At 68.4% G+C, this 25,442-nt stretch carries 33 protein-coding genes; 28 read left to right on the top strand and 5 right to left on the bottom strand.

What is annotated here, in order from left to right:
• The first annotated feature begins 255 nt into the window (after positions 1–255).
• The 8 genes from E7773_RS00540 (at position 256) to E7773_RS00505 (ending at position 6,566) form a co-directional block, all read left to right on the top strand.
• Positions 256–918: a MotA/TolQ/ExbB proton channel family protein gene (locus E7773_RS00540; RefSeq protein ID WP_293986891.1), complete on the top strand. Its 663-nt coding sequence runs from the start codon at positions 256–258 to the stop codon at positions 916–918.
• Entirely contained in the window at positions 915–1,430 is a 516-nt protein-coding gene (locus tag E7773_RS00535; RefSeq protein WP_293986889.1) for a flagellar motor protein MotB, read from the top strand. The genes E7773_RS00540 and E7773_RS00535 overlap by 4 nt, the downstream gene beginning before the upstream one ends.
• Positions 1,427–1,957: a flagella basal body P-ring formation protein FlgA gene (locus E7773_RS00530; protein ID WP_293986887.1), complete on the top strand. Its 531-nt coding sequence runs from the start codon at positions 1,427–1,429 to the stop codon at positions 1,955–1,957. Before E7773_RS00535 ends, E7773_RS00530 begins: the two co-directional genes overlap by 4 nt.
• A 62-nt stretch (positions 1,958–2,019) precedes the next feature.
• A complete protein-coding gene (flgM, locus tag E7773_RS00525; RefSeq protein ID WP_293986884.1) occupies positions 2,020–2,310 on the top strand; it encodes a flagellar biosynthesis anti-sigma factor FlgM in 291 nt (96 codons plus the stop codon).
• Positions 2,297–2,611, top strand: coding sequence for a flagellar protein FlgN (locus E7773_RS00520; protein WP_293986881.1), 315 nt, complete (start codon positions 2,297–2,299; stop codon positions 2,609–2,611). The genes flgM and E7773_RS00520 overlap by 14 nt, the downstream gene beginning before the upstream one ends.
• Before the next feature lie 194 nt (positions 2,612–2,805).
• Entirely contained in the window at positions 2,806–3,750 is a 945-nt protein-coding gene (locus E7773_RS00515; RefSeq protein WP_293986878.1) for a lytic transglycosylase domain-containing protein, read from the top strand.
• Positions 3,751–5,826, top strand: coding sequence for a flagellar biosynthesis protein FlhA (flhA, locus tag E7773_RS00510; RefSeq protein WP_293986875.1), 2,076 nt, complete (start codon positions 3,751–3,753; stop codon positions 5,824–5,826).
• On the top strand, positions 5,823–6,566 hold the full coding sequence (locus tag E7773_RS00505; protein WP_293986872.1) for a sigma-70 family RNA polymerase sigma factor: 744 nt from the start codon (positions 5,823–5,825) through the stop codon (positions 6,564–6,566). The genes flhA and E7773_RS00505 overlap by 4 nt, the downstream gene beginning before the upstream one ends.
• On the opposite strand, the gene E7773_RS00500 is transcribed toward E7773_RS00505, so the two are convergent.
• The 3 genes from E7773_RS00500 to E7773_RS00490 are packed head-to-tail and all read right to left on the bottom strand — an operon-like array spanning position 6,567 to position 7,735.
• Positions 6,567–7,055 (bottom strand): DUF3828 domain-containing protein, encoded by a 489-nt coding sequence (locus E7773_RS00500; RefSeq protein WP_293986870.1) that lies wholly within the window; start codon positions 7,053–7,055, stop codon positions 6,567–6,569.
• 36 nt (positions 7,056–7,091) lie between these two features.
• Positions 7,092–7,433 carry an antibiotic biosynthesis monooxygenase gene (locus E7773_RS00495; RefSeq protein ID WP_293986867.1) on the bottom strand — a complete coding sequence of 114 codons (342 nt, stop codon included), beginning with the start codon at positions 7,431–7,433 and terminating at the stop codon, positions 7,092–7,094.
• Positions 7,430–7,735 (bottom strand): NIPSNAP family protein, encoded by a 306-nt coding sequence (locus tag E7773_RS00490; RefSeq protein ID WP_293986864.1) that lies wholly within the window; start codon positions 7,733–7,735, stop codon positions 7,430–7,432. Before E7773_RS00490 ends, E7773_RS00495 begins: the two co-directional genes overlap by 4 nt.
• Before the next feature lie 85 nt (positions 7,736–7,820).
• Between E7773_RS00490 and E7773_RS00485 the strand changes: the two genes are divergently transcribed.
• The gene (locus E7773_RS00485) at positions 7,821–8,480 is read left to right on the top strand and encodes a winged helix-turn-helix domain-containing protein (protein ID WP_293986861.1); all 660 of its coding nucleotides are present in this window, start codon (positions 7,821–7,823) and stop codon (positions 8,478–8,480) included.
• Positions 8,481–8,747: 267 nt separating this feature from the next.
• Here E7773_RS00485 and E7773_RS00480 read toward each other — a convergent pair whose 3' ends face one another.
• Positions 8,748–9,566 carry a flagellin gene (locus tag E7773_RS00480; protein WP_293986858.1) on the bottom strand — a complete coding sequence of 273 codons (819 nt, stop codon included), beginning with the start codon at positions 9,564–9,566 and terminating at the stop codon, positions 8,748–8,750.
• Positions 9,563–9,859: a hypothetical protein gene (locus E7773_RS00475; RefSeq protein ID WP_293986855.1), complete on the bottom strand. Its 297-nt coding sequence runs from the start codon at positions 9,857–9,859 to the stop codon at positions 9,563–9,565. Before E7773_RS00475 ends, E7773_RS00480 begins: the two co-directional genes overlap by 4 nt.
• On the opposite strand from E7773_RS00475, the gene E7773_RS00470 reads away from it, so the two are divergent.
• The 19 genes from E7773_RS00470 (at position 9,846) to E7773_RS00380 (ending at position 25,435) form a co-directional block, all read left to right on the top strand.
• Positions 9,846–11,114, top strand: coding sequence for a sigma 54-interacting transcriptional regulator (locus E7773_RS00470; protein WP_293986853.1), 1,269 nt, complete (start codon positions 9,846–9,848; stop codon positions 11,112–11,114). The genes E7773_RS00475 and E7773_RS00470 overlap by 14 nt on opposite strands.
• Entirely contained in the window at positions 11,111–11,470 is a 360-nt protein-coding gene (gene fliE, locus E7773_RS00465) for a flagellar hook-basal body complex protein FliE (protein ID WP_293986850.1), read from the top strand. The genes E7773_RS00470 and fliE overlap by 4 nt, the downstream gene beginning before the upstream one ends.
• A gap of 6 nt (positions 11,471–11,476) precedes the next feature.
• Entirely contained in the window at positions 11,477–13,147 is a 1,671-nt protein-coding gene (fliF, locus tag E7773_RS00460; RefSeq protein WP_293986847.1) for a flagellar basal-body MS-ring/collar protein FliF, read from the top strand.
• Complete coding sequence (gene fliG / locus E7773_RS00455; RefSeq protein WP_293986844.1) at positions 13,144–14,148, top strand: flagellar motor switch protein FliG; 1,005 nt, start codon at positions 13,144–13,146, stop codon at positions 14,146–14,148. Before fliF ends, fliG begins: the two co-directional genes overlap by 4 nt.
• A complete protein-coding gene (locus tag E7773_RS00450) occupies positions 14,141–14,851 on the top strand; it encodes a flagellar biosynthesis protein FliH (protein ID WP_293986842.1) in 711 nt (236 codons plus the stop codon). Before fliG ends, E7773_RS00450 begins: the two co-directional genes overlap by 8 nt.
• 145 nt (positions 14,852–14,996) lie before the next feature.
• Positions 14,997–16,328, top strand: a complete 1,332-nt coding sequence (locus E7773_RS00445; RefSeq protein WP_293986839.1) for a FliI/YscN family ATPase — start codon at positions 14,997–14,999, stop codon at positions 16,326–16,328.
• 98 nt (positions 16,329–16,426) lie between these two features.
• The gene (locus E7773_RS00440) at positions 16,427–16,846 is read left to right on the top strand and encodes a hypothetical protein (RefSeq protein WP_293986836.1); all 420 of its coding nucleotides are present in this window, start codon (positions 16,427–16,429) and stop codon (positions 16,844–16,846) included.
• Positions 16,847–16,888: 42 nt separating this feature from the next.
• Positions 16,889–18,031 carry a flagellar hook-length control protein FliK gene (locus E7773_RS00435; RefSeq protein WP_293986833.1) on the top strand — a complete coding sequence of 381 codons (1,143 nt, stop codon included), beginning with the start codon at positions 16,889–16,891 and terminating at the stop codon, positions 18,029–18,031.
• 18 nt (positions 18,032–18,049) lie between these two features.
• On the top strand, positions 18,050–18,646 hold the full coding sequence (locus E7773_RS00430; protein ID WP_293986830.1) for a flagellar basal body-associated FliL family protein: 597 nt from the start codon (positions 18,050–18,052) through the stop codon (positions 18,644–18,646).
• Between the two features lie 24 nt (positions 18,647–18,670).
• Complete coding sequence (locus E7773_RS00425) at positions 18,671–19,603, top strand: flagellar motor switch protein FliM (RefSeq protein WP_293986827.1); 933 nt, start codon at positions 18,671–18,673, stop codon at positions 19,601–19,603.
• A complete protein-coding gene (gene fliN, locus E7773_RS00420) occupies positions 19,600–19,890 on the top strand; it encodes a flagellar motor switch protein FliN (RefSeq protein ID WP_146573251.1) in 291 nt (96 codons plus the stop codon). Before E7773_RS00425 ends, fliN begins: the two co-directional genes overlap by 4 nt.
• Positions 19,890–20,150 (top strand): flagellar biosynthetic protein FliO, encoded by a 261-nt coding sequence (locus tag E7773_RS00415; protein ID WP_293986820.1) that lies wholly within the window; start codon positions 19,890–19,892, stop codon positions 20,148–20,150. Before fliN ends, E7773_RS00415 begins: the two co-directional genes overlap by 1 nt.
• An 86-nt stretch (positions 20,151–20,236) precedes the next feature.
• Positions 20,237–21,064, top strand: a complete 828-nt coding sequence (gene fliP, locus E7773_RS00410; protein ID WP_293987149.1) for a flagellar type III secretion system pore protein FliP — start codon at positions 20,237–20,239, stop codon at positions 21,062–21,064.
• Between the two features lie 2 nt (positions 21,065–21,066).
• Complete coding sequence (locus E7773_RS00405; protein ID WP_293986817.1) at positions 21,067–21,198, top strand: hypothetical protein; 132 nt, start codon at positions 21,067–21,069, stop codon at positions 21,196–21,198.
• 4 nt (positions 21,199–21,202) lie between these two features.
• The gene (fliQ, locus tag E7773_RS00400; RefSeq protein ID WP_293986813.1) at positions 21,203–21,472 is read left to right on the top strand and encodes a flagellar biosynthesis protein FliQ; all 270 of its coding nucleotides are present in this window, start codon (positions 21,203–21,205) and stop codon (positions 21,470–21,472) included.
• A 118-nt stretch (positions 21,473–21,590) separates the two neighbouring features.
• Positions 21,591–22,364, top strand: coding sequence for a flagellar biosynthetic protein FliR (gene fliR, locus E7773_RS00395; RefSeq protein WP_293987147.1), 774 nt, complete (start codon positions 21,591–21,593; stop codon positions 22,362–22,364).
• Entirely contained in the window at positions 22,364–23,491 is a 1,128-nt protein-coding gene (locus E7773_RS00390; RefSeq protein WP_293986810.1) for a flagellar type III secretion system protein FlhB, read from the top strand. Before fliR ends, E7773_RS00390 begins: the two co-directional genes overlap by 1 nt.
• A 94-nt stretch (positions 23,492–23,585) precedes the next feature.
• Positions 23,586–25,031, top strand: a complete 1,446-nt coding sequence (gene fliD, locus E7773_RS00385) for a flagellar filament capping protein FliD (protein ID WP_293986807.1) — start codon at positions 23,586–23,588, stop codon at positions 25,029–25,031.
• Entirely contained in the window at positions 25,031–25,435 is a 405-nt protein-coding gene (locus tag E7773_RS00380) for a flagellar protein FliS (protein ID WP_293986804.1), read from the top strand. Before fliD ends, E7773_RS00380 begins: the two co-directional genes overlap by 1 nt.
• Positions 25,436–25,442: the final 7 nt, after the last annotated feature.

The raw sequence follows: 25,442 nt of genomic DNA, 5'->3' as shown, positions 1-25,442 counted from the left end.
GGGCCGATTTTGCCGGCGTGGCGGGTCGAAAGCGGCAAAGGCTTGCCGGGGGGGCGGCAAGCGGGTTGCCGGTTTCGAGCAATTCCCCTCCCGGCTTTCCGGGAGGGGTTAGGGGTGGGCAAGCGACCGGAGGGAGCGCTCTACGCTGACGAGGAAGAAAGCCTCGCTTCGCTCGGCACCCACCCCTTGCCCCTCCCGGAAGGCCGGGAGGGGGAGAAGATCGCACTTGGCCCGCGGCTTGCAAAGACGTCGCGCATGACACCCGACGCGCTCGCCCCGTTCATCGATCCCGCCGCGATCGTTATCGTCGCCGGCGGCACGCTGGCCGCGACGATCCTGCGCACGCCGTTCCGCGATCTCGCGCGCGGCGTCGCGGCGCTCGCCACCTTGCCGCGCCGCCAGCTCGACGCGGCGCCGCTGATCGATCAGGTCGCGGCGCTCGGCCGCATCGCCAGGCGCCACGGCGTACACACCCTCGACCGTTCGGTGATCGCCGATGCCGACGTCGCCGCCGCGATCGCGGAGATCGTCGATGGTGCGAGGCCAACCGACGTGACGCGCCTGCTCGACGAACGCCGCCGCGCGCGCATCCTGCGCCACGCCGCCGCCGCCGACATGTGGGCGGGGATGGCCGAGGTCGCGCCCGCGATGGGCATGGTCGGCACGCTCGTCGGGCTGGTGAAGATGTTTCTGGCGATGACCGACCCCGCCGCGATCGGTGCGGGGATGGCGGTCGCCTTGCTCGCGACGCTCTATGGCGCACTGATCGCCAATCTGGTCGCGATGCCGATCGCCGTCCGCTTGCGCCGCCGCGCGCGCGCCGAGGCGGAGCAACGGCTCCGTCTGGTCGCGCCGCTCGCCGAGCTCGCCGACTACGGCCAGCCACGCAGCCCCGTGATGAGCGTGGTCGCGGCATGAGCGACGACGCGCTCCTCGATCCACCGCCAGCGCGGCCCTTGTGGCTGTGGACGCTCGCCGACCTCGCGCTGCTGCTCGTCGGCTTCTTCGTGCTCGTCCAGGCGACCGACCGTCAGGCGCTCGCCAGGGGGTTGCGCGAAGGCTTCGGCGGCGCGGTCGCCGACAGCGCCAAACCCGACCCGATCCCGCTTGCCGCCGCCGCTGTCGCTTTCGCGCCCGGCTCGGCGATCCCGCGGGCGCCAGCCTCGCTGATCGATTTCGCCACCACCAATCTGCGCGACCCGCGCGCGAGCTTGCGCGTGAGCGGCGGCACCGCCGGGGCAGGGGATGTCGATCCCGCGACCGGCAGTGCCGACCTGCTCGCCGCCGACCGCGCCCGCGCGGCCGCCGCTTATCTGATCGGTCACGGCGTCGCCGCCGACCGCATCCTTATCGCCGCCGCGGGGACCGGGCGCCGCACCGCGCTCGTCACCGTCAGCTTCACCGGCGACCCCTACAGGAAACAGCCATGATCCGTTTCATTCTTCCCGCCGTCGCGCTGCTTGCCGGCAGCCCGGCCGCCGCGCAAAGCTTCCAGAGCACCGTGCTGATCGACAAGGCGGTCGCCGGCTTCACCGGGCACGGCATCGGCGAGGACGGTGGCGCACGCACTCCGGTCGACACGCGGCTCAAGCTCGCGCCGTGTCCGATGGTGACGATGAACTGGCGCACGCCCGCGCACGATTCGGTGGTGGTGGCGTGCCCCGACCCCGAATGGCGCATCTTCGTGCCCATCCGCATCGCCGCGCCGGCCATCGTCGAGCCCACCCCGCGCGCGCCCGTAGCGGCGCCTGCGCCCAAGCCCGCCGTCGTCATCAAGCGCGGCGACCCGGTCTCGGTCGTCGCCGGCAGCGAGGGCTTTTCGATCACGCGCGACGGCATCGCGGTCAACGATGCGCCCGTCGGCGGGCGCGTGCTGATCAAGGTCGAGGACGGCAAGCCGCCGATTCAGGCGATCGCGAGCGAGCCGGGCAAGGCGACGATCCCGGGCGGGGAATAATTTTTTCTAAAGATTTGGAGCAGGCGGTCGTTCGATGATCCGAGTAAGCAACAAGGTGGACCATGGTCGATCCGATCGGACCGAAGGGCTCAACGCCCACCGACCTTCGCGTCGCGCCGGTGGCATCCGTCGCGGTGGCGCCGAAGGCCTTGCCGGTCGCCACGGACGGTCACCAGCCATCGCCGGTCGCGCAACTGGCGAGCCAGCTTTCGGTGCAGCCCCCGGTGGACACGGATCGCGTCGCGCGGATCAAGCGTGCGATCGCCGACGGCACCTTTCCGATCCTGCCCGCGACGATCGCGGACAGCATGCTCGCGCTCAAATACGACTGGATGTCGCATGACCCGGCGTGACGGCCTGATCCGCGTGATCGACTCGCTCCACGCCGAAATCGCGGCGATGAGGGCGAACGACGTGACCGCGCTCGACCGCGCGACGCGCGAGAAGCTGGTCGCGATCGAGCAACTCGGCGCGGTCGCCGGTGGCGGGCTCGAGCCCGACGTGCGCGAACTGGCCGAAGAGGCGCAGCGGCTGAACGAAACCGCGCGGATTTACGTCAACCTCCTGGCGGCAAACGTGCGCCGCCGGCTGCAAATGCTTGCCGGTGATGCCGGTGGGTATCGCCCGAATGGACGGGTTGCCGCCTACGGCTAATTGTTTGACGCGCTCACGCGCGTAGACGGTGCCGGCCCGCTCCCCCTCCCGACCGCCCATAGAATATCCTGATTGGGCGGTCGGGAGGGGGAGCGGGCCGGCACCGTTTCGTCGCCGCGAGGCGATCAAACATACAAACTGGCACGGCGCTTGCTGAATGATCCCCTGAAGAGGGGCAGACCAGCAAGGGGCCGATGGGCGTCGAAGCAATATCAGGGAATATCGGAAGCGTCCGGGCGGCGATCGCGCAAGCGAGCCAGGCGACCGGGATCGACTTCGATTATCTGCTCGGCCAGGCGCAACTCGAAAGCGGCCTGAACCCCGCCGCGCGCGCCGGCACCTCGTCGGCGACCGGGCTCTACCAGTTTATCGATCAAAGCTGGCTCGGCGTGATCAAGCAGCATGGCAGCCAATATGGGCTCGGCTGGGCCGCCGACGCGATCGGGCGCAACGCCAATGGCCGGCTGACCGTCAGCGACCCGGCGATGCGCCGCGCGATCCTCGACCTGCGGAACAACCCCGCGGTCGCCGCGTCGATGGCGGCCGAATCGGCGTCGGATAACAAGGCCTCGCTTGAGGGATCGCTCGGCCGCGGCGCGACCGGGACCGACCTCTATATGGCGCACTTCCTCGGTCTCGGCGGCGCGCGATCGTTCCTCAAGACGATGCAGGTCAATCCCGGCGTCTCGGGCGCGGCGATGTTCCCGGCGGCCGCGCGCGCCAACCGCTCGATCTTCTACGATGCGGGCGGCAACGCGCGGAGTCTCGGCGACATCTACCAGCGTTTCGCCGCCAAGCTCGACAAGGGCGCGGCGCAGGTCGGGGCGACGAGCCTCGCGTCGGACGTGCTCGACGGCAATCCCGGGCTGATGCCCGCGGTCGCGCGCGGCGGTGATTTCGAAACCGCCAGGGCCAATTTCGCGCAGCTCGCCGCGATCACCGATATCGGCGGCGCGACCGTCATCGCGGGATCGGGCGAGAACAGTCAAAGCGCGGCGGCCTGGGCCAAGGCCGCGCTCGCCCGCGTCAACACGACCAGCGCCGCACCCGGCGCGACGGTCGATTCGACCAACCTTCTCCGCCCGACGCCGAACAACGCGCGGCTGGCGTACATGATGCTCGCGAGCCTGGGGGGCTAAGTGCCGACGTTCCTGAACAAGCTTTTCGGCGGCAACGTCCGCCATGCCTTCCTGCCGCTGGCGATCCTGTTGCTGGTCTGCGTCATGGTCGTGCCGATCCCGGCCGTGCTGCTCGACGTGTTCTTCGTCGCCAATATCGGCATCAGCCTCGCGGTGTTGATGGTCGCGTTGAACGCGCAGAAGCCGCTCGATTTCTCGGCGTTCCCGTCGGTGCTGCTGTTCGCGACGCTGTTCCGCCTCGGCCTCAACGTCGCCTCGACGCGCGTCGTGCTGGTGCACGGGCATGAGGGCGAAAGCGCGGCGGGGCATGTCATCGAAGCGTTCGGGACGTTCCTGATCGGCGGCGATTATGTCGTCGGCATCTTCGTCTTCGCGATCCTGGTGATCATCAATTTGATCGTCGTCACGAAGGGCGCGGGCCGCGTGTCCGAAGTTTCCGCGCGCTTCACCCTCGACGCCTTGCCCGGCAAGCAGATGGCGATCGACGCCGATCTCAACGCCGGGCTGATCACCCCCGACGAAGCCAAGGCGCGCCGCGTCGAAGTGTCGACCGAGGCCGATTTCTACGGCTCGATGGACGGTTCGTCGAAGTTCGTGAAGGGCGACGCGGTCGCCGCTCTGCTGATCCTCTTCGCCAACATCGTCGGCGGGCTGATCCTCGGACCCGTCAGCCATGGCATGTCGCTCGGCGATGCCGCGCACAATTACGTCCTGCTCGCGATCGGCGACGCGCTCGTCGCGCAATTGCCGTCGCTGATGCTGTCGATCGCCGCCGCCGCGATCGTCACCCGCGTCACCTCGAGCCATGACCTCGCCGGGCAGATCGGCAGCCAGTTCGGTAGCCCACGCACCTGGACCCCGGTCGCCGCGATCCTCGGCATCCTCGGCATCCTGCCGGGCATGCCGCACATGGTGCTGCTGTCGGCCGCCAGCCTCGCCGGGTTCGCCGCGTGGAAGCTGCGCCAGATCGCCAACCGCCCGCCGCCGCCCGCGCCCGCCGCGCCCGCGCCCGACCTGTCGAAGATCGGCTGGGACGAAGTGTCGGACGGGATGCAGATCAACCTCGATATCGGCTATGGGCTGGTGCCGCTGGTCGACGAGCGCCGCGGCGCGCCGCTGATGGGCCGGATAACCGGCGTGCGGCGCCAGCTGTCGAAGGAGCTTGGTTTCGTCGTGCCGCAAGTGCGCGTGCGCGACGACATCAACCTCGCGCCCTATACCTATCGCATCCTGGTCGGCGGCGTCGTCGTCGGCGAGGATCAGGCGTCGGCCGACGATATGCTCGCGCTCGATACGGGGCAGGGCTTCGGCGACCTCAATGGCAAGAAGACGAAGGACCCGACCTTCGGGCTCGACGCGACGTGGATTTCGCCGGGCGATGCCGATGCCGCGACGGGACAGGGCTATCTGGTGGTCGATTCGGGCACCGTGATGGCAACCCACCTCAACCACCAGTTGAGCGCGAACGCCGCCGACCTGCTCGGCGCGGACGAGGTCCAGGCGCTGCTCGACGGCCTGAAGGAAAAGAGTCCGCAACTCGTCGCCGCGCTGACCCCGTCGCCGCTCCCGCTGACCACGCTGACGCAAGTCTTGAAGGGGCTGCTTGCCGAAGGTATCGCGCTCAAGGAATTCCGCCGCATCGCGTCGGCGATCGCCAACGCCGCGCAGAAGACGACCGACGCCGAGGAAATCATCGAGGCGATCCGCCCCGAGCTCGGCGGGCTGATCATCGGCAAATTGTGCGGCGTACACGAACCGCTCCGCGTGATGACGCTCGAGGGGCAGCTCGAAGGGTTGCTCGGCCAGGCGGTGCGCTCCGACCCGTCGCGGCGCCACACGATCGAGCCCGATTTGGGCCGCCGTATCGTCGACGCGCTCCAGCAAGCCGCCGCACCGCTCGTCGCCGAGGCAAAGCCGTTCGCGCTGGTCGTCCAGCCGGCCATCCGCCTCGCGATCCGAAAGCTGGTTAAGACCTGCCTGCCCGACACGCCGGTCATGTCGTTCTTCGAAGTGCCCGAGGAGAAAGCGGTCGAAGTCGTCGCCGTGATCGGCGCGCCGCAGGCGATCGCCGCATGACCGCGCTCCCGATGAAACAGGCGTTCGCGGATGCGCAGCCGCTGACTTACGCTCGCGTGGCGATGGCCGACGTCGACGCGCTGGTGCGCAAGCACGCGCCGCTCGTCCGCCGCATCGCCTGGCACGTCCACGGCAGCGTCTCGGGCGTGTGCGAGGTGGAGGATCTCGTCCAAACCGGGCTCGTCGCGCTGGTCGAGGCGATCCACGGGTTCGAGGACCGCGGCCAGGTCACCTTCGAGCAATATCTTGCGACGCGGTTGCGTGGGAGCATGATCGACCAGCTCCGCCGCCAGGCGACGCTGACGCGCGGGGCGATGCGTCGCCGCAAGCAATATCAGGAGACCGTCGCGTTGTTGACCGTGAATCGTACGCCGCCGAGCGAGGCAATGGTCGCCGAGCGGCTCGGCGTCAGCATCGAGAAACTGCGCACCGATTACGCCGGGGCGGAAGCGGTCAAGTTCGACTCGCTCGACGCGGTCTACACCGACGACGGCCCGTGGTTCATGTCCGACGAGCCCAATGCGTTCGACCAGCTCGCCGAGGCCGACCAGCGCGACGCGCTGATCGCCGCAATCGCCGCCTTGCCGACCCGCGAGGCGCAGGTCGTCCAGCTTTATTATGTCGAGGAGCTCAACCTCGAAGAGATCGGCCAGGTGATCGGCGTCGGCGCCGCGCGCGTGTGCCAGATCAAGGCGTCGGCGCACGCGCGACTCAAACGCGCGCTCGCCCGCTCGGTCTGATCACTTCTTCCCGCGCAACCCGTTCCGCAACGTCGCGAGCAGGCTCGGCATGTCGGTGTCGCCGACGTCGGCGATCCGCCAGCCTTGCGGCAGCCTGACCAGCTTGAGCGTCAGCGTGTTCGAATATTTGCCGCCGAAGCTCAACGCGACCTTCGCGGTCGCGGCGCGAGGTGTCGCTGCGGGCACGGTCACGCGATAGCCGAGCCCGGCATCGTCCTGGCACGAGCACAGGATTACCCAGTCGATCACCCCGACCTCGTTGGTGCGGTTCGAAATGCGCCGGTCCTTGGCCAGCAAGGCGGCGATCTCCGCCGTGTAGATGCGGCCGTCGCCGGGCGGCTGGTACATCGCGCTGCCGCGCTTGAGCGCCGCCATCCATGGCTTGTAGATGCCCTCGACGAACGCCTTGGCCTCCGCCGCTGGCGTCGCCGGCGCCGCCCCGGCGGGCGCGGCCAGCGCCAGCATCAGCCCGATCATCGCTCGCTTCATCGCCGAACCCCCCTCGGGTCCGAGAGTAGCGCGAAATCAACCGTCATGCACGGTCCGGCTGTCGGTCGGCGCTTCGGCGCGGTCGGTCATGCCATAGTCGCGCAGCACCTCGGCCACACGCAGCCGATAGTCGGCCAGCACGCCGCCGCGTCCCGCCGCTTGCGCCGCGCGATGGTCGGGCGTGGTGCGCCACGCGCACACCGCGTCCTCGTCGCGAAAGAAACTGAGCGACAGAAACTTGCCCGGCGTGACCAAGCTCTCGAAGCGCTCGATCGACAGAAAGCCGTCGATTGTCTCGAGTTCGGGCCTGAGCGCGGCGGCGCGATCGAAATAGCCGTCGCGGTCGGCGGGCTCGACTTCGAATATCACCGCGATCATCGGTCGACGCGGCTCAGGAAGATCCGGTCCTCGCGCCGGATGAACCGCTCCTTCTGTGCGAACTCGAAGTTGCGCTGCCCGACCGGATCGGCCTTCAGCCGTGCACGATACGCTTCATATTCGGCCAGGCTGGCGATGTCGTAGATGCCGTAGGCGGTCGTCGCCGACCCCTCGTGCGGCGCGAAATAGCCGATCAGGTCGGCGCCGGCGCGCGGGATCGCCTCGCCCCAGTTGCGGGCGTAATCGACAAACGCGTCGTGGCCCCACGGCTCGATGTCGTAGCGGATGATGCAGGTGATCATTCGGTCTTCTCCAAAGTGTCGGGGCACTTTAGCGGATGGCTGCGCGGCGATGGTTCGGCTAAGCCCGAAGCATGAAGGAGAGTCGATGAAAGAGGGGCCCAACATTGCCGAAATCGCCGCGCTGATCGGCGACCCCGCGCGCGCCAACATGCTGACCGCGCTGATGGACGGCCGCGCGTTGACGGTGAGCGAACTGGCGGGCGCGGCGGGCGTCGCATTGCCGACCGCGAGCGGGCACTTGACGCGGCTCGAACAGGCCGGACTGCTCACGGCCGAAAAGCAGGGGCGGCATCGCTATCTGCGGCTGTCGGGCGGGGACGTCGCCGCTGCGCTCGAAGCATTAATGGGCCTTGCCCAGCGTACCGGCGCGATGCGTGTGCGCACCGGCCCGCGCGACGCGGCGATGCGCGAATGCCGGGTGTGTTACGATCATCTCGCCGGCGCGCGGGCGGTGGCGCTGGTCGCGCGGCTGGAGACGAACGCGATGCTTGACGACAGCGGGCTGACCGATGCCGGCCGGACTTGGTTCGCGGCGCGGGGTTTCGTGAAGGGCGATGGCCGACGGGCATTTTGCCGCACGTGTCTCGACTGGAGCGAGCGGCGCCACCATCTCGGCGGCGCGCTCGGCGCGGCGATCTTCGATCGCGCGCTGGCGGAGAAGTGGGCGGAGCGTGGCGCTGGCCGCGTGGTCTTCTTTTCGGCGCGCGGCGCTGCGGCGTTCGATCGCTTGTTCGAGCTGGATTAGCGCAACCGCCGCGGCAAAGCCGCCCTTCGACTGCCTGCAAGGCAGGCGCTCAGGACAGGCTGACTTGGGCAAGCCCAAGTCGTCGTCGGACGGCGCTAACGCGCCGCCGGACGTGTTTGCCGCTGTGGGAAATAGCTGCGCTATTTCGCTCGCGGCAGCACAGCAAAAACCCCGGCGGTCTTGCGACCACCGGGGTTCATTGTTCGGCTCCGGCACCCCGTATGAAGGGGGGCGGGATGCCGGAGCCGTACCTCTAGCGTGCCCGGATTACTGGAGCAGCTTGAGAACGGACTGAGCACTCTGGTTGGCCTGGGCCAGCATCGCAGTCGACGCCTGGGCCAGGATCTGCGCCTTCGCCAGATTGGTCGATTCGGCGCCGAAGTCGGCGTCCTCGACGCGGCTGCGCGCATCGCTCAGGTTGGTCACGTTGTCGGACAGGTTGTTGACCACCGACTGCAACTGGCTCTGCGCCGCGCCGAAGCCGGCCCGTGCGCCGTTGACCGTGGTCAGCGCGGTGTCGATCGTGTCGAGCGCATCGCTGGCGCCGCTCGCGTCCGAGATGTCGACGCCTTCGGCATCCGACAGGTCGATTTCCGCGAACGAGATCGTGACCGTATCGGCCGAGCCCGAGCCCGTCTGGATCGTCACGTCACCGCTGTCGCCGGCGTCGCCGGTGAACAGGTTCACCTTGTTGAACTGCGTGTTCGACAGGATGTTGGTGATCTGCGTGGTCAGCGCGGTGACTTCGGTCTGCATGTTGGTGCGGTCGTCGTCGCTGTACGTGCCCGACGCCGACTGAACGGCCAGTTCGCGCATGCGCTGCAGCATGTTGGTGACTTCGTTGAGCGCACCGTCGGCGGTCTGTGCCATCGACATGCCGTCGTTGGCGTTGCGGATCGCCTGGTTCATGCCGCGGATCTGCGACGTCATCGAAGAAGCGACGGCGATGCCGGCGGCATCGTCCTTCGCCGAGTTGATGCGCTTGCCGGTCGACAGGCGCTCCATCGCCGTGCCGAGCGCGGTGTTGGCGCTGGCCGACGCATTCGCGGCGCGCAGCGCGCCGACATTGGTTCCAATTACCGTCATTGGTCGTCTCCATTTGCTCCGACGTTCTCCGCCGCCCCCAATCGGAGAGCCGAGCCGTCACAGCCAAGGAACGACCGGTTCGAACCGCGATTAAGCATTTTTATTTGGCATGATCGAAATTGCCGCCGCGGCTTGCCGGTAAGCGCGCTTCCCTCTTCCGCGCGCGCGTAGGCGCTCACGCGGGCGGCGAGGTCCCGGAAATATCTTGCCGCCCCGGCAACATGCTTAACGGTCTGTTTACCGTCTTTGCGCCATTCCCCGCGTTCGAAGGGGGAATTCATGCGTTCGATCATTCCGTCCGCCGCGGTCAACCGGCAAAAATATGCGCTGATTTCGTCGCTCAAGGCCCAAGGCCTGAGCGTCGCGAGCGAGGGAGCGCGGCCGGGGGCGAGCGATACCTTCCTGGTGATGGACGGTGAGACCGCGCCGATCGCGGCGCGCACGCTGGTGATCGCCGACGAGGGCCGCGGCTTTACGCGCGGCGGTGACGGCGTCCCGGCACGGATCGCGTTCGCCGCCGCCGACGCCGCGATCGGCAACGCCTTCGCGCATGCTTTTGCCGCCGGCCCCGAGGCCGCGACCGCCGCCGACCCCGAGAGCCTGGCGCTGTTCGCGCTGGCCGAACGGGTCGCCGACGCCGACATCACCGTCTTGGTCAACGGCCCGACCGGGACCGGCAAGGAAGTGATCGCGCGCACGATCCACCGCGCTTCGCCCCGCCGCGACAAGGCGTTCGTCGCGATCAATTGCGCCGCTTTGCCCGAAACCATGCTCGAGGCGATGCTGTTCGGCCACCAGAAGGGCTCGTTCACCGGTGCTTCGTCGGGTGGCGACGGGTTCTTCCGCGCGGCCGACGGCGGCACGCTGCTGCTCGACGAGATCGCCGAGATGCCGCTGGGGCTTCAGGCCAAGCTGCTCCGCGTGCTCCAGGAGCGCGAGGTGATCCCGATCGGTGCGACGCAAGCCGTGCCGGTCGACGTCCGCATCATCGCCTGCGCCAACCGCGATCTGGCCGAGGAAGTCGCCGCCGGCCGCTTCCGCGCCGACCTTTATTACCGCCTGTCGGTCTTCCCGCTGACCACGCGCCCGCTCGCCGAACGGCCGCAGGACATCCCCGCGCTGACCGCGGCGATGATCCTGCGCCACGCCGGCACGCGCCCGTCGATCCCGTGGCCCGACGCGCAAGCGGTCGAGGCGCTGATGGCGCATGATTGGCCGGGCAACGTCCGCGAGCTCGAAAACGTCATCCAGCGCGCGCTGCTGTTCGCCGCGGGCGACACGATATCGGCGAGCCACATCGTGTTCGACCGCCGTCCGGCGCCGCAGGCCGATCCGGTTCCGGGTCGCGCCGGGAACGGCGACACCCTGGCGAACGTCGTCCAGTTCAGCGAATTCCATGCGATCCGCGAAACGCTCGCCGCGTGCGGCGGCAGCCGGATCGAAACCGCCAAACGCCTCGGCATTTCGGAGCGCACTTTGCGCTATCGTCTCGCCAAGGCGCGCGAACAGGGTGAGGACATCACCCGCAGCACGAGGATGTCGGCATGAGCGGCATTGGGGGAGTGGGCGACGCGATGAGCGTCGACCGAGTGATGGCGCTGCGCGCGCAGATCCTCGAACGCAACACCGCGCTGCAACGCGTCAACGCGCAAGCCGGTGTCGGGGCGCCGCAATCGACCGGACCGGCGAGCTTCGCCGACTCGCTGTCGAACGCGCTGGCCGACGTCAACGCCAGCCAGAACGCCGCCAGCGACATCTCCGCCGCGTACGAACGCGGCGAGACGATCGACATCGCCAAGGTGATGCTCGCCCGCCAGCAGGCGTCGGTGAGCTTCGAGGCGACGCTGCAAGTCCGCAACAAACTGCTGTCCGCCTACAAGGACATCATGAGCATGCCGGTGTAATCGACCATGAGCAACGCACTCACGCCCGTGCCCCAAGAGGGCTTCGCCAATCCGCTGAGCCAGATGCGCTCGATGCTCGGCCAACCCGCGGTCAAGCGCAGCCTGCCCATGATCTTCATGGTCGGGCTGATCGCAAGCGCCGCGCTCGCTTGGTTCATGCTGTCGACCCCGACGCAGAAGACCTTGTTCTCGGGGCTGCCCGATAGCGACAAGGCGGCGGTGATCTCTGCTCTAAAGGCCGGGGGCATTACCGGGCGGCTCGACGAGTCGACCGATGCGGTCACCGTCAACGAAAGCGATTATTCGAAGGCGCGGATGCTGCTCGCAGGCCAGGGCCTGCCCAAGTCGGCGCCCGCCGGCTACGCGATCCTCGACAATCTGCCGATGGGCACCAGCCGCGCGGTCGAGGGCGAACGCCTTCGCCAGGCGCGCGAGACCGAGCTGGCGCGATCGATCGAGGATATCGACGCGGTGGCCGAGGCGCGCGTCCACCTCGCGGTTCCCGAAAACACCGTGTTCGTGCGCGACAATGCCGCGCCGACCGCGAGCGTCATCCTGAAGCTGCAGGGCGGCCGCACGCTCGGCGACGCGCAGGTCGCGTCGATCGTCAACCTCGTCGCCTCGTCGGTGCCCGGGATGAAGCCCGAGGGTGTGACGATCGTCGATCAGGCCGGCGCGCTCCTGTCCAAGCCCGACGGTGCGGACGGCGCGAACGACGCGCGCATCCGCTTCCAGAACCAGGTCGAACAGAAGTATCGCGACCAGCTGACTCAGCTGCTGACCCCGATGGTAGGCGTGGGCAATTTCACCGTGCAGGTGTCGGCCGACATCAACCAGGACGACACCAGCTCGACTCGCGAAAGCTACGACAAGGCGGGCAGCCTGCGCGCCGAACAGGGCAACTGGACCGGCAAGGATGCGGCGACCGGTGCGCCCGGCGGTATCCCCGGCGCGCTATCGAACACGCCGTCGGGCCCGACCACGGTCACCGCGCCCAACGCGCAGCCGACCCCGGCCGCTGGTGCCGCGTCCGCCGCTGCCGGCGCGGCGCCCGCGCCCGCCGCGGCGCCGAGCGTGCCCGACAGCGCCAAGTCGGCGGACAGCTATGCTCGTGCCTACGACCTCGGCAAGGAAGTGTCAGTGACGCGCGCCGCGCCGGGGAACATCAAACGCTTGTCGGTGTCGGTCGGACTCAACGACCCGGGCACGGGCAAGCCGCGCACGCCGGTCGAGATCCAGCAGATCACCGACCTGGTCTCGGCCGCGGTCGGCGCCGACACGTCGCGCGGCGACGTGGTCAAGGTCGTCAGCCGCAGGTTCGCGCCGGCCACGGCGACCGGCGGCGGCCCCGCCTTCTACGAAAGCGGCTGGTTCGCGATGATTATCCGCAACGTGACCGCGCTCGTCATCGCGCTGCTCGTGCTGTTCGTCGGCGTCAAGCCGCTCGCGAGCGCCCTGCTCAAGAAGCGCGACGACGCCGGTCGTGGCGGCCGCGACCTCGCGGCGCTCGGCATCGGCCCGCAGTCCGCCAACGTCCGCGGCCCGGTGGGGATCGACCAGCTCGAGGGCGCGCAGAATTTCGACCAGCGGCTCGGCACCGTGCGCGGTTTCACCCGCGACAACCCGGCCCGCGCCGCGCTGGCGGTACGTGACATGATCAAGGCGGACGCCAAATGAACGCTCCCTTCCGCTCCTATACCGGCGTCGAGCGCGCCGCCGTCCTCATGATGCTGGTCGGCGAGGAGGAGGCCGCGGCCATCCTCCAGAAGCTCGATCCGGAGGAAGTCCGCCAGCTCGGCAAGGCGATGTTCGCCGTCGCCGATGTCGGCGAGGCCGAGGTCGATTTCGTGCTCGACGATTTCGTCGACCGGGCGCGCGAGCGCACCGCGATCGGCTTCGACCCCAAGCCGATCATCGAGGGCGTGATGACGCGCGCGCTTGGCCAGGAAAAGGCCGACAGCGTGCTTGCGCGCATCACTCCGCCCGAGGCCGCGTGCCAGATCGATTTGCTCGACTGGATGGACGCCGGCGAGATCGCGGGGATGATCGAGAAGGAACATCCGCAGATCGCTGCGGTGGTGATCGCCAACCTCGATCCCGTCATCGCGGGGCAAGTGCTCGAAATGCTGCCCGACGCGGTGCAGCCCGACATCCTCCACCGCGTCGCGCGATTGGGGCCGATCACGCCCGAGGCCGTCGAGACGCTGCGCACGATGCTCGCCGGGCGCACCAGCGCGTCGACGCAATCGGCCGGGGTCACGCTCGGCGGCACGCGCGAAGCGGCGAAGATCCTGTCGGGCGCGCGCAAGACCACCGAGCAGCGCGTCATGCCCAAGCTATTCAAGATCGACCGCGAAGTTGCGAAGGCGATCGAGGAAGCCCTGTTCGTGTTCGAGAATTTGCTCGACATGGACGACAAGAACCTCGGCACGCTTATCCGCAACATCGACAGCGACGTACTGACGCGCGCGCTGAAGGGCGTCGACGAGGAAATCCGCAACCGCTTCCTCGGCTGCATGTCGGCGCGCGCCGCCGACGGCATCCGCGACGAAATGGAAGCGCGCGGGCCGATGAAGCTCAGCGAAGTGCTCGAAGCGCAGAAGACGATCATCACGGCGGCGCGCGCGCTCGCCAAGGACGGCACGATCATGATGGGCGGCGACGACGATTATGTCTGAGGCCAATCTGTCGAATTTCGTCGCCGGGTTCGCCGGCCGCCGCGACGCCGCCGGGGCGGCGCTGCGCCAGGCCTATGCGGCCAAGGGCGTGGCGTTCGCGCCGCGCGACATCACCCCGACGCCGCCGGGCGAACCGCGCCACTTCTCGCCCGCCGATCCGGACGCCGACCCGACCGAGGGCTGGGATCCGTTCGACGCCGCGCAGCCCGCAACCAGTTTTGTCGACCCGCTGACCACCGCGCGCGCGCAGGGGTATGAGGAAGGCCTCGCCGCCGCGCTGGCGAACGGCGGGCGGCTCGGCGAGCGCGACCAGGCGCTGCTCGACGGGCTGGTTGCAGCGATCGCCGACGACCGCCGCGTCGATCGCGAGCGGCTGGCGGCACACCTGCGCTCGACCGTGCTGTCGCTCGTCACCCGCATGGTCGGGGAATCGGGAATCGACGAGGATCTGCTTACCCGCCGCGTCACCAATGCCGCCGGGATGATCGGCGACGATGCCGAATCGGCGCTGCTGCGGATGAGCCCCGACGATGTCGCGTTGGTCGAGGGCAAATTGCCCGATCACATTTTCGCGGTCGCCGACCCGCATGTCGCGCGAGGCCATTTCGTGCTCGAATCCTCGGCGACGATCGTCGAGGACGGGCCTGACCTGTGGCTCGAGCAGATCGCGCAGGCGATCGATAGGGCTGGGGTGCCAGAGTGATGGGCCATCCAAAATTCTCCCCGGGACGGGGAGGGGGACCATGCGAAGCATGGTGGAGGGGGTTCGCCTCGTCGGTATCGCCTGTGGCCCGCCCCCTCCGTCAGCGCTCCGCGCTGCCACCTCCCCGTGAACGGGGAGGATTTGCATGCTGAACCGCTTCACCGCCGACTATCTCGATAGCCTCGGCAACACCGAGTTCGCGCCGAGCCCGAAGATTTCGGGGCGGCTGGCGTCGTTCGACGGGTTGCTGATGGAGGCCGTTGGGCTCAACCTGCCGGTCGGCACGGTGTGTCAGGTCGGCGCGGCGAACGGCGCCAAGGTCGAGGCCGAGGTGATCGGTTTCCGGAACGGCCGCACGCTGCTGATGAATCTGGGCGGCCCCGCCGCCTTGCTCCCGCAATCGTCGGTGCGGCCGATCGGCCCCCCGGGCGAAGCGGAAGTGGGGAGCGCACTGCTCGGCCGCGTGGTCGACGGCGCGGGCAAGCCGATCGATGGCCTCGGCCCGATCCGCGGCGCGAAACATTGGCCGCTCGCCGGCAAGCTCCAAGGCCCGCTCGACCGCGGGCGCGTGCTCCAGCCGATGGATGTCGGGGTGCGCGCGATCAACGGCTTGCTGACGATCGGCCAGGGCCAGCGCGTCGGTATCATGGCCGGATCGGGCGTCGGCAAATCGGTGCTGCTCGGGATGATCGTGCGCGCGGCGGAGGCCGATGTCGTGGTGATCGGGCTGATCGGCGAGCGTTCACGCGAGGTCGCCGACTTCCTCGAAACCAAGGTCGCCGGCGAGGCGCGCGCACGCTCGGTCGTCGTCGCGGTCCCGGCCAATCATTCGCCGGTACTCCGTATTCGCGGCGCGTTGCGCGCCACCGCGATCGCCGAGGGCTTTCGTAACGAGGGCAAGAAAGTCCTGCTCATCATGGATTCGCTGACTCGCGTGGCCCATGCGGGGCGGGAGATCGGCTTGGCGCTCGGCGAACCGGCGTCGGCGCGCGGCTATCCGCCGTCGGCGATCGCGATGCTCCCCAACCTCATCGAGCGCGCCGGCACCGACGTGAAGTCGGGCGGGTCGATCACCGCGATCTACACCGTGCTCGCCGACGGCGACGACGGCAACGACCCCGTCGTCGACAGCGCGCGGTCGATCCTCGACGGGCATATCGTGCTGTCGCGCCAACTCGCCGAGCGTGGCGTCTATCCCGCGATCGACCTCGGCCCGTCGGTCAGCCGGGTGATGGCCGACATCACCCAGCCGGAGCATATCGCCGCGGCGCGCGTGCTGCGCCGGCACCTGGCGACCTACGAAGAGAATCGCGATCTCGTCCTGATGGGCGCGTATCGCGGCGGCGCGGACCCCGAAATCGACGCGGCGATCGCGTGCCATCCGGCGGTCATGGAATATATCCGCCAGGACGCCGACGCGATCGTGCCGATGGACGACGCGGTCGCCGAACTGATCGGCGTGTTCGGGGATGGCTGATCTGGTCGCGGTGCCGGCCCGCTCCCCCGCCCGGCCGCCCGTAGAATATCCTGACTGGGTGGCCGGGCGGGGGAGCGGGCCGGCACCGCTGCACCTCCATGCATAAACGCCAGCAGCTCGACCGGCTGCTGCGCGTCCGCACGCTCCAGCTCAACATGACCCGCGCCGCCGAGGCGCAGGCGCAGGACAAGCGCGCGAGCGAAGCCGACCTCGCGCACCGCATCGCGCGGCTGGCCGAAAATGTCGCGCCCGCGCCGACCGAGGGCAACGGCTTCGCGCTCGTTGCCGCGGCGCATTTCCGCTCGCGGCTCCACGCCTCGGCCGAAATGGCGCAGGCGCGGCTCGAAGAGGCCGACCGCGCCGCCGAAGCAGCCGCCGAAGCGACGCGCGAGGCGCGCCGCGACCAGAGCGCGATTGAGAAATTGATGGCTCGCGCTGACGCCGACGCGGTGCTCAGGGCGATTCGCGCGCTTGAGGCCGCGCCGCCGGTGCGCAAGATTCGGCACGATCCTTGCTGAAACGACCCTGCGGGGCGGTGCACAGCCCCGAAAAGGGGTTGAATGTCCAATCTGACCAGTCCTGTCACCGGCTCGATCGCGCTGCCCGCCACGGTTGCGCTGCCCTCGGTGCTCGCCCCCGGGGTGCCGAGCTTGGCCGCATTTATCGACCTGATGATCGGCAAGATCGGCCCGCCCGCCGCAAAGGCTGCGCCGGGCGATCCCGACCGGCAGGACGATGCCGCGCCCGGCAATTCCTTGCCGGACAAGGACAAGCCGCAAGTCGATCCCGCGCTCGCGTGGCTGTTCGGCGCACCGCGGATTCCGCCCGCGCAACCGATCGCGAACAAGGCGCCCGAACCGGTGACGACGCCGGTCATCGGCATCGTGGCGCCCGAAGCGCCGCCCATCGTTGCCGTGCCGCTCGTCCCGACGGCTCCCGTCGGCAAGGATATGCCTTCGCCGATCACGCCGCAGGTCGAAACACCGCCGACGCCGATGGATCCCGTGATCCTGCCGAACAAGCCGGACGTCTCGCCGCCGCTCAATCAGCCCAAGCCGGTCGCCCCGACGATGACGCCGCTTCCGTCGGTCGGACCGTCCCAGCCAGTCGCGCCGCCGATGACGCCGCTTCCGCCGCTCGCGCCGTCCGCCGTGACGCTCCCCGCCTTGTTCGCCTTGCCGATGACATCGACGCCGGAGGCGCGCGATGACGATGCACCGGCCACGCTGGCCCCGCTCGCCGCCGCCATCCACGCTGCCGATACGACAGCGTCGATCGCGCCGACCGGCGATGCGCAGCGCCAGACGCTTGACCTCGGCCGCCAGGATTGGCCGCAGAAGATGATCGATCATATCGAGGCGCTGCGCGACAATGCCAACGCCAACGACACCTCGATCCGGCTCAAGCCCGAAGCGCTCGGCCGCGTTGACGTGTCGCTCAAGACGCACACCGATGGCGCGGTCAGCGTGCGCTTCGCCGCCGAACAGCCGGCGACACGCGCGTTGCTGGTCGATGCGGCACCACAACTCGCCGCCGCCGCCGAAGCGCGCGGCATCCGCCTGTCGGGCACCAGCGTCGACCTGAGCGGGCAGGGCGAGCATCGCCCGCGCCCAGAGGTCGAGCGCCAGCAGAACATAACCAACCACCGCGCCGCGCCGCGCGGCGAAGACAATCAGGCCGCCGATGACGGCCGCATCGCGTAAGAATTGGGGGATTTGGAAATGAGTGACGAACCCGAGACCGAAGCCGTCGAGAAGCCCAAGAAGAAGGGCAAGAAGAAGCTGATCCTGATGCTGCTGTTGCTGGCGGTCGCCAGCGGCGGCGCGGGCGGCGCGTACGCGCTCGGCTTCTTCGGCGGCACCAAGGCGGCCGCTGCGGTCGCCGAAGGCCCGCAACTGGTGCCCAAGAGCGAGCAGAAGCGCGGCGGGGGCGGTGACGGCAAGGAAGGCGAGGTCAAACCCAGCGGTAAGGCGCCGCCGTCGGGCTTGGGCGGCGACAAATACGCCTCCAACTACTATCCGCTCGACAAGGACTTCACCTCGAACCTGCAGGACAGCGTCCACTACGTCCAGGTCGGGATCGCAGTGTCGACGCCGTACGACGACAGCGTAATCGAGAACCTCAAGACCAACGAGATCGCGGTGCGCTCCGCCGTGCTGATGGCGCTGGGCGATTCCACCGAGGACGAGGTTTTCACCTCGCAGGGCAAGCAGAAACTTGCCGCCCGGCTAACCGACGCGATCAACGCGACGCTCAAGCAGAAAGAGGGATTCGGCGGGATCAGTAACGTTTACTTTACCAATTTCGTTGTTCAGTGAGACATGGTTAACGACACGCCAACCATGTCCGACGACGCGACGGCCAGCGACCGCCGCGAGCGGCCGCGCGACGGCGCGTCGCATGCGGCGGCTCTGGGCGGCGCGAACCTCAATCCGTTCGGCGACCTCCACACGTTGCAGCACCTCTCGGCGCGCCTCGCGCGGAGCCTGCGCCACGTGTTCGAGCCGTTGCTGCGCCACGAACTACGGCTCTGGGCCGAGCCGCTCAGCGTTCAGCGCTTCGCCGATTACCGCGCCGAACGGCCCGAGGGGCTGACCGGCTGGATGCCGCTCGCGATGAGCCCGGGCAACGGCCAGGCGCTGATGGTGATCGACGGCAAGTTCAGCCTCGAGTTGCTCGACCTGTTCTTCGGCGGCACCGGCGCGGCGCCGCACGACATGCCGACCGAATTCTCGCCCGCGGCCGAAGCGATGATCCACCGGCTGGGCACGATGATCGCCGAGCCGATGGCATCGGCATGGGAACCGCTCGCCAAATTGCATTTCCACCCCGGCCGTGTCGTCGGCGACGCCGCGATGGTGCAGGGGATCGACGGCGACGACCCGGTCGTGCTCACGCGCTTCGGGATCGCCAAGGGCAGCCACAAGCCGGTGTTCGTCGACATCGTCTATCCGGTCCAGGCGCTCAAGCCCTACGCTCCGTCGCTCACCGGCAAGGTGATGGGCGCGGCACCCGACCCGGCGTGGCAGAACGGCCTCGCCAAGGCGATGATGACGGTGACCTTCCCGGTCCGCTCGGTGCTTGCCGAACCGGTGATCAGCCTCGCCAAATTGATGGAGCTCAAGGAAGGCGACGTGATCCCGATCACCGTCGCCGCCGACGTCCCAGTGATGGTCGCCAAGGGGCGGCTCGGCACCGGCACCGTCGGCACGTCGAACGGCCGCGCCGCGATCAAACTCAACCATTTGACGCTCAACGCAGAGGAACTCGCATGACCGACATGTCCGGTACTTTCCCGGTCGACGCCAACATGGCGGCCAATTTCCGGCTGCTGCAGGACGTCGACGTCAAATTGACGGTCGAGATCGGCCAGACCCGGCTGACGCTGCGCGAACTGCTCGCGCTCGGCGAAAGCTCGGTGATCGAGCTCGACCGCGCCGCCAACGAGTTGCTCGACGTGTTCGTCAACGGCACGCTGATCGGCCGCGGCGAAGTCGTCACCGTGGGCGAGCGCTTCGGCGTCCGCCTGACCGAGCTGGTCTCGCCCGAAAAGCGCGGCTGATGCTCTGGAGCTATATTCTCAAGCTGGTCGTGCTGCTCCCGCTCGTCTGCGGGCTGATGATTGGCTGCCTGTACCTGTGGCGCCGGCTCGAAGGGCGGCTCAACAAGCAGCAGGCGACGCGGCTGCTCAAGGTGCAGGAGACGATGATGCTGTCGCCGGGCCTACGCCTCGCGGTGCTCGAGTTCGAGGGCAAGAAGCTGCTCGTGTCGGTCGGCAAGGGCGGCGTGAATTTGATCGATAAGAGCGGGCCGACCGCGTGACCTTCGTCCGCCGCCTCAATACCGACGGCCCGTCGCTGTTCCGCGCGCCTGAAAAGGCTGCGGCGAAGAACAACGGTTTTGCCAAGATCGTCCTGATTGCGCTCGCCGCGATCGCGCTGCTGGTGGTCGCAGTGCCCGCCTTCGCGCAGGCTGCCCCGGCCGTTCCGACCGTTTCCACGCCGGCTCCGGTCGCGACGCCTGGCGTCGGCGACGCGGTCGACCGCGCGCTCGGTCAGCTCGGCGGCCCCGGCGCCGCCGCCGCGACCAACGGTGCTGCCAAGGCGCCGCTGTCGCTCTCGCTGCAAGTCCTCATTATCATGGGGCTGCTCACGATCCTGCCGGGTCTGCTGCTCATGATGACCAGCTTCACGCGGATCATCATCGTGCTGTCGATCCTGCGCCAGGCGCTCGGCCTCCAGCAGACGCCGCCCAACCAGGTGCTGATCGGGTTGTCGCTGTTCCTGTCGCTCTTCGTGATGGCGCCGACGATCAACCAGATCAACACGCAGGCGATCCAGCCTTATTCGGCCGGCCAGATTCAGGGCACCGAGATGATCAGCCGCGCCGGCGCGCCGCTCCACGCGTTCATGATCAAGCAGACGCGGGTCAAGGACCTGACGATGTTCGCGCAGATGGCGAAATCGGGCCCGTACAAGAATTCGGCCGACGTGCCCTATTCGGTGCTGCTCCCCGCGTTCATCACCAGCGAGCTCAAGACCGCGTTCCAGATCGGTTTCCTGATCTTCCTGCCGTTCATCGTCATCGACCTGGTGGTCGCGACGGTGCTGATGAGTCTGGGCATGATGATGATGTCGCCGACGATCATCTCGATGCCGTTCAAGCTGCTATTGTTCGTGCTGGTCGATGGCTGGGCGATGATGATGGGCAGCCTCGCGGGCAGTTTCGCGACCTAGCGATGATGGCCCCCGCCGCGCCGCCTTTCCTGCCGGACCTGTTCCGCCTCCCGACTCGCCCGGCGAAACGCCCGGCCGTGTCGTGGTGGCTTGCCGTGCCCCCGGGCACCGACCCCAAATACCGGATCAACTGACGCTATGGACGCCGATTATTTCCTGGGGGTCGCCGACCAGACGATGTGGGTGCTGGCACTCGCCGCGGCGCCGGTGCTGATCCCCGCGCTCCTCGCCGGGCTGATCCTCGGCATGGTCCAGGCCGCGACCTCGATCAACGAACAGACGCTGACCTTCGTCCCCAAGCTGGTCGTGGTCGGCATCGCGCTCGTCATCTTCGGGGGGATGATGATGGGGCTGCTCAGCGACTTCACCATCGATATCTTCGGGCGCATCCCCGACCTGGTGAAATAATGCGCGTGCGGGGTCCCGCCGCGGCAAAGCCGCGTCGTCGGACGGGTTCGGCACAGCCGACCCGCCGGCCGGGCTTCGCCACGTGGCGCGCGACACGCGCTCTCTCGCGGCGTGCGCCGTGCTAGGCTTCGGCCTCAGCATTGAGCCGCAGCTCTGGGCGCTCATCTTCGTGATGGTGCGGATCGGCGCGGCGTTCGTCGCGGCGCCGGTGTTCGGCGCGGTGTCGATCCCGCTGCCGGTGCGGATCTCGCTGTCCGGGGCGATCGGCGTGCTGGTGCTCGCGGTCCATCCGGTGGCGCCGCCGCCCGCGGTGTTCGGGCTCGATACCTTCCTCAATGTCGGTGCGGAGGCCTTGATCGGTCTCGCGATAGGCTTCGTGCTCCAGATCGCGTTCGCCGCGCCGATGATCGCAAGCGAAGTGATCGGCACGTCGATGGGGATCGGCTTCGCCTCGGCGATCGACCCGCAGAACGGGCGCTCCAGCCCCGCGCTCGGCCAGTTCCTGTCGGTGCTGATGACGCTCCTCTTCCTGTCGGTGAACGGGCACCTCGTGCTCGTCGACATGCTGGTGCGCAGCTACGCCGTGCTGCCCCCGGGCGGCGCGTGGCTCGCGCCCGACCGGCTCAAGGATATCGCGTTTTTCGGCGGCTATACCTTCGCCGCCGGATTGCTGCTCGCGCTTCCCGTCGGGTTCCTGCTGCTCTGCCTCAACCTGATCGTCGGGATGATCAGCCGCGCCGCGCCCAGCCTCAACCTGTTCGCGGTCGGCCTGCCCGCCAGCCTCGCGGTCGGAGTCGTGGCACTCGCGCTCGCGATGCCCGCGATGGGTGATTACATGCTCGTCATCGTCCAGGAAGGACTCGATGCCGCGCAACGCCTGGTGTTCGGCTGATGGCCGAGTACGAGGGCGACAAGACAGAGCTGCCGACAGCCAAGCGTCGCAAGGACGCGGTCGAGCAGGGCGATGTCCTCAAGTCGCGCGAGTTCGCGACCGCGCTGATCGTGCTTGCCGGGTGCGGCTGGCTGGCGCTGTTTGGGCAATCGCTCGTCCATGCGTGCGAAGGCATCATGCAGGCGAGCTTCCGCTTCGGGCGGGGCGATATCGAGGATTGGTCGCCGATGAAGCCGCTCGCGCAGGCCGGGTGGAGCCTGTTGCCGGGCCTCGGCAGCTTGATGCTGATCGCACTCGCCGCCGCGATCTTCAGCCAGGCCGGGCTCGGCTCGTTCAATTTCAACGGCAAGTTGCTCCAGCCCAAATTCTCGCGGGTGAACCCGGCGTCGGGACTCAAGCGCATCTTCGGCCCGACCGGCTGGATCGAGCTCGGCAAGTCGCTGCTCAAGGTCGTCCTGCTCGGCGGGATCGGCGCGTGGTTGCTGTGGCGCACCGCGCGTCCGACGATGGGCCTCGCCTCCTCCGCCGACGTCGCTGGCGCGGTCGACCAATTGTCGGGAACGTTCGTCACGATCCTGTTCGTGATGGCGGGGGGCCTCGTGCTGATCGCGGGCGTCGACTTACCGATCCAGATCGTCCGGCTGCTCGCCAAATTGCGCATGACCAAGCAGGAAATTCGCGACGAGCACAAGGAAACCGAAGGCTCGCCCGAGGCCAAGGCGCACATGCGCCAGCGCCAGCGCGAGATGAGCCGCCGCAACGTGCGCAGCGCCGTCGCCTCGGCGCACGTCATCCTGACCAACCCGACGCACTTCTCGGTCGCGCTGCGCTACGACCGCGACACCGACGTCGCGCCGGTGGTGGTGGCGAAGGGCCGCGGGATCACCGCGCTCGCGATCCGCGACGTCGCGGGCGAAAGCCAAGTGCCCATCCTCGAATATCCCGCGCTGGCCCGCGCGGTCTATTACACCAGCCGCGAGGGGCAGGAGGTCCGCGACGACCTCTACGCCGCGATCGCGACCGTTCTGGCGTTCGTTTTCAACCTCAACGCGCGGGCCGGCGCGGTCCAGCCGGCGATCGATGTGCCGGCCACCGCGCGTTTCGACGAAAACGGCGTCAAACAATGAGCGAATCGCTTAAAAATCGGCCCGTCCGGCCGTTCCTTCATCCGACGCGCGCGGAGATATCATAGTGCCCACGACCACGCCCACAGCCAGCAGCGTGACGGCCTCGGCCGCACAGGCGCTGTTCACCTCGCTGTCGACGGGCTCGGGGATCGACACCGCGTCGCTGGTCAGCTCGCTCGTCCAGGCGCAATTTGCCGCCAAGACCGATGCGCTGACGCAGAAATCGACCGCCATCAGCGCGCAGATTTCGGGCACGTCGACGCTGATGAGCACGGTCAGCCAGTTCGCCGCCGCGCTCAAGACGCTCGCGACCGGCGGCACGTTGCAGACCCAGCCGGTGTCGTCGAACAACAATGTCGTGACCGCCTCGGCGCTGTCGGGGGCGACGCTCGCCGGGCTGTCGTCGTCGGTCAGCGTCAGCCAGCTCGCCACCGGGCAATCCTCGCGCACCACCGTTCCCGTGACCACGCGCACCACCGCGCTCGGTACGGGCACGCTCACGCTGACGCTCGGCACCGCGACGTACAGCAGCGACGGCACCGCGATGACCGATTTCCACGCCGCGGACGGAGACCCGATCACGGTCAACATCGTCGCGGGCGCGACCAGCCTCGACGGTATCGCCGCGGCGATCAACGCCAAGAACGCTGGCGTCACCGCATCGGTCGTCACCGACGCCGACGGCAGCGCGTATCTGTCGCTGAAAGGCGCCACCGGCTCCGCGCAGGCGTTCACGCTCACCGCGACCAACGATCCGTCGGGCAAGCTCGCGCAGCTCAACGTCGGGGTCGGTGCCACCGGCACCGCGCTGACCTCGGGCGCGCAGAACGCCAAGCTCACCGTCGACGGCGTCGCGGTCGAACGCGGCAGCAACGCGATCAGCGACTTGGTCGCGGGCGTGAAGCTGCAACTGACCGGCACCAGCAATACCGCGGTCGCGCTGACCAGCACCACGCCGACCGACGCGCTCAAAAGCTCGATCACCGACTTCGTCGACACCTATAACCAGGTGCTCAAGACGCTGACCGAGCAGCTCGACCCGCAGACCGGGCCGCTGCGCGGTGACGCTGCGGCGCAGAGCCTGCTGCGCACGCTGCGCGCGCTGACCACTAAGCCGATCCTGACCAACGTCGCCGCCGGCACGCCGACCACGATCGGCGAGATCGGGATCAAGACCAACCGCGACGGCACCTTGTCGGTCGACGACGCGACCGTCGCCCGCGCGCTCACCAATTCGCCCGATGCGGTCGAGGCGATGTTCGCCTTCTCGACGACCAGCACCAACGGACTGACCGCCGCGCTCAACTCGATCTCGCTGAGCACCAGCAGCACGCTCTACGGGCTCGGTGCGTCGGCTAAGCGCTATAACGACCAAGCCTCGGCGGTGGCGAAGGCGCAGGACGATATCGCGACCCAGTCGGACGCGATGAGCACGCGGCTGACCCAGCAATTCGCCAGCATGAACGCCAAGGTCGCGGCGTACAAATCCACCCAGTCGTTCCTGAAGAACCAGATCGACGCCTGGAACAAGCCCGACTGATGCCGGCCTACGCGACGGCGCTCGGGGCCGATCCCTATACGACCTACCGCCAGATCGACCTGGTCGGACGCACGGCGGAAGCTGACGGTGCGGCACTGGTGCAACTGCTGTATGACGAGCTCGTCCGCGCCCTGCGCGTCGCCGCGTGGGCGACCGAAAAGCGCGACTATGCGCTGAAGAGCGAAAAGGTGACGCGCGCGACCGCGATCCTGTTCGCGCTCGAGGCAGGGCTCGATTTTGACCTGGGCGGCGATGTGTCGCATACCCTGGCACGGCTGTACGGCGGCGCGCGCGCGACGATTGTCGAGGCCAGCGTCGGTCAGGATCCGCGCCCGTTTCGCGAGGTTGCCGGCAGCGTCGAAGAGATTGCGGCCGCCTGGGCGCAGGTCCGTTCGGCGGCATGAGGGGGTG

Origin of the sequence: Sphingomonas sp. (assembly GCF_004799495.1) — a bacterium.
GTDB lineage: Bacteria > Pseudomonadota > Alphaproteobacteria > Sphingomonadales > Sphingomonadaceae > Sphingomonas.
The sequence above is the reverse complement of the archived record's forward strand: the minus strand, read 5'-3'. Positions and strand labels throughout refer to the sequence as shown.